Source organism: Marinomonas lutimaris (assembly GCF_019426345.1).
GTDB classification, from domain to species: Bacteria; Pseudomonadota; Gammaproteobacteria; order Pseudomonadales; family Marinomonadaceae; genus Marinomonas; species Marinomonas lutimaris.
Genome location: NZ_JAHLLW010000048.1, coordinates 1 through 1,950, shown reverse-complemented (window position 1 = coordinate 1,950; position 1,950 = coordinate 1). Strand labels below are relative to the sequence as shown.

Below are 1,950 nucleotides of genomic sequence, written 5' to 3'. Positions count from 1 at the left end.
CCTTTAAAGTAAAACCTAATCGGAATAGGCGGATTCTAGCATTTAAAAAGAGTTCCAACCTTTTTTAAATGCTGTTTTTCTAGCTGTTCTTTAGTTCAAGGATTATGAATTAAGACGTTTTCTAATGAAGGTAGAATTGGGGCTGCCCATAGCGGCATGTTGATACTATGGGCATTTTTCAGAAACTATTTTTTTTTAATTTTTATTCATTGTGTTGTTAATAAAATTAATTATATCGTTGTTAAATCGAGTGCTTTCTTCAAAAAATGGAGAGTGTCCTGAGTTTTCATATATTTTGCTCTGACTAGTAGAATTAAGCTCTTTAACTCTCTTTAGAGATGCGTTGGGGTTAACCAAAGCATCATGAGCGCCATAAATTAAAAGAAAAGGTTTGGTTAGCTTGCCTAGGCCATTCACAACATCCACATTCATACTTGGAACGGTTTTTTGCATGTTAAAAGATGCTGTCGCAGCATTGGCCAATAAAAGCTCAAAAGTCTCGGTATCAGGTTGTGTATTAAAGCATAAGCGTATGAAGTGACGTTCAGCTTCAAGATGTGTTTTTAGGTCTTCATCTGCCATACCACTATAAGTCTTTGGATGAGGTGTGATTTGTCCAGCCGCTAACTCAATCACTCCACCAACATACATAACACCCGCAATATGAGAGTCGCCATAGGTTGCTAAATAGCTACTGATGACAGATCCCCCTAGAGACCAGCCAACTAATATTGGCTTTTGTGGTGATGTGGTTTTAATCGACTCAATCACTGCGGCTAAATCATCGCCCCATAAACGACCATTTTGATATGATTCGATTGCCTCAGGTTGATCAGATAATCCATGACCACGAAGATCAAATGTAATTAAACGGTTTTTTGCCAGCTGAGGGTCATTAATTTGCGAACTCCAGCTTAAATGGCTGCCAAGCAGACCGTGAACAAAAATGATAGGTATTCCTTCTGGAGCCCCAGATTCTTGTACAGCAAGAGATACGCCATCGGCAGAAACCACTTTATAATTCTGATCACTAGCGAAAGCCAATGGAGTAAAAAACATTAAGAAAAACGAGTAGAGTAAGCTACTCAAAGCGAGCTTACGTGCGATTTTTATCATAAGATATATCCTTAGTTTAAGATTAAAAACGCAGTCTAAACCCTAACACTAATGTGAGAGTCAACGTAAAATTTGAGTATTTTATGCAAAACAGAAAACCAACAGGAACGATCACTATTGGCAATTTAGCTAAGCGATCAGGTGTCAGTGTGAGATCTATTCGACACTATGAAGAAGAGGGCGTATTAACATGCTATCGTGGAGATAATGGCTATCGTTTTTTTTCGATAGAAGCGATTACTCAGGTAAGGCAAATTCAGCGTTTGATTTCTTTTGGTTTCAATCTCAAAGATATACGTACTTTCCCCGAATGCATGAGACTAGTAGAAGGCGCTGAATTTTGTGAAGAAACACTCAGCGCTCAACAGTCACTGCTACAATCTATCGATCATCAAATAGAGACATTAGAAGAGCGTAAATATCAGCTACTGAAAACGATGTCAGAGAACATTTCCCAAGCATCATCGGTTATAGATGAAAGGTAATAGGTGTATAGATTAGGATTTACAGTGTTGTTGAACGGAAAGCATAATAGTCAACAAGTAGCTCGGTATTAATAAAACCACCACCCAATACCACTGGCAGGTCTGGATTAATGTCTTTGCAAGTTTCCGCAATACGCAGTGCGCCGAGCATATTACTGGGGAAAGGCACGGTTAACGCCACGACACTGGGTTGCGCTTCTTCCAGATATTGCTTTACCAATTGCTCTAAAATTTCAGAACTAAAGCTCGGTTCGCCCATCAGCGTATTGTAGAGATCATCAAAACTTGGGTTAGCTGCCGCTAGACGCTCGCCATAGCGACTGACTTCAAAATACGGATCGACGCCTTG

The 1,950-nt window shown here is 39.5% G+C and carries 2 protein-coding genes and 1 pseudogene; 1 reads left to right on the top strand and 2 read right to left on the bottom strand.

The genetic code is table 11. The features are described 5' to 3' along the window. Positions 1 to 195: 195 nt before the first annotated feature. Positions 196 to 1,116, bottom strand: a complete 921-nt coding sequence (locus KPL72_RS21000; RefSeq protein WP_219704347.1) for an alpha/beta fold hydrolase — start codon at positions 1,114 to 1,116, stop codon at positions 196 to 198. Positions 1,117 to 1,199: 83 nt separating this feature from the next. On the opposite strand from KPL72_RS21000, the gene KPL72_RS20995 reads away from it, so the two are divergent. Beyond that, positions 1,200 to 1,601: a MerR family transcriptional regulator gene (locus tag KPL72_RS20995; protein WP_114412064.1), complete on the top strand. Its 402-nt coding sequence runs from the start codon at positions 1,200 to 1,202 to the stop codon at positions 1,599 to 1,601. 19 nt (positions 1,602 to 1,620) lie between these two features. Here KPL72_RS20995 and KPL72_RS20990 read toward each other — a convergent pair. Next, a pseudogene (locus KPL72_RS20990) lies at positions 1,621 to 1,950 on the bottom strand (cobalamin B12-binding domain-containing protein); the annotation flags it as partial.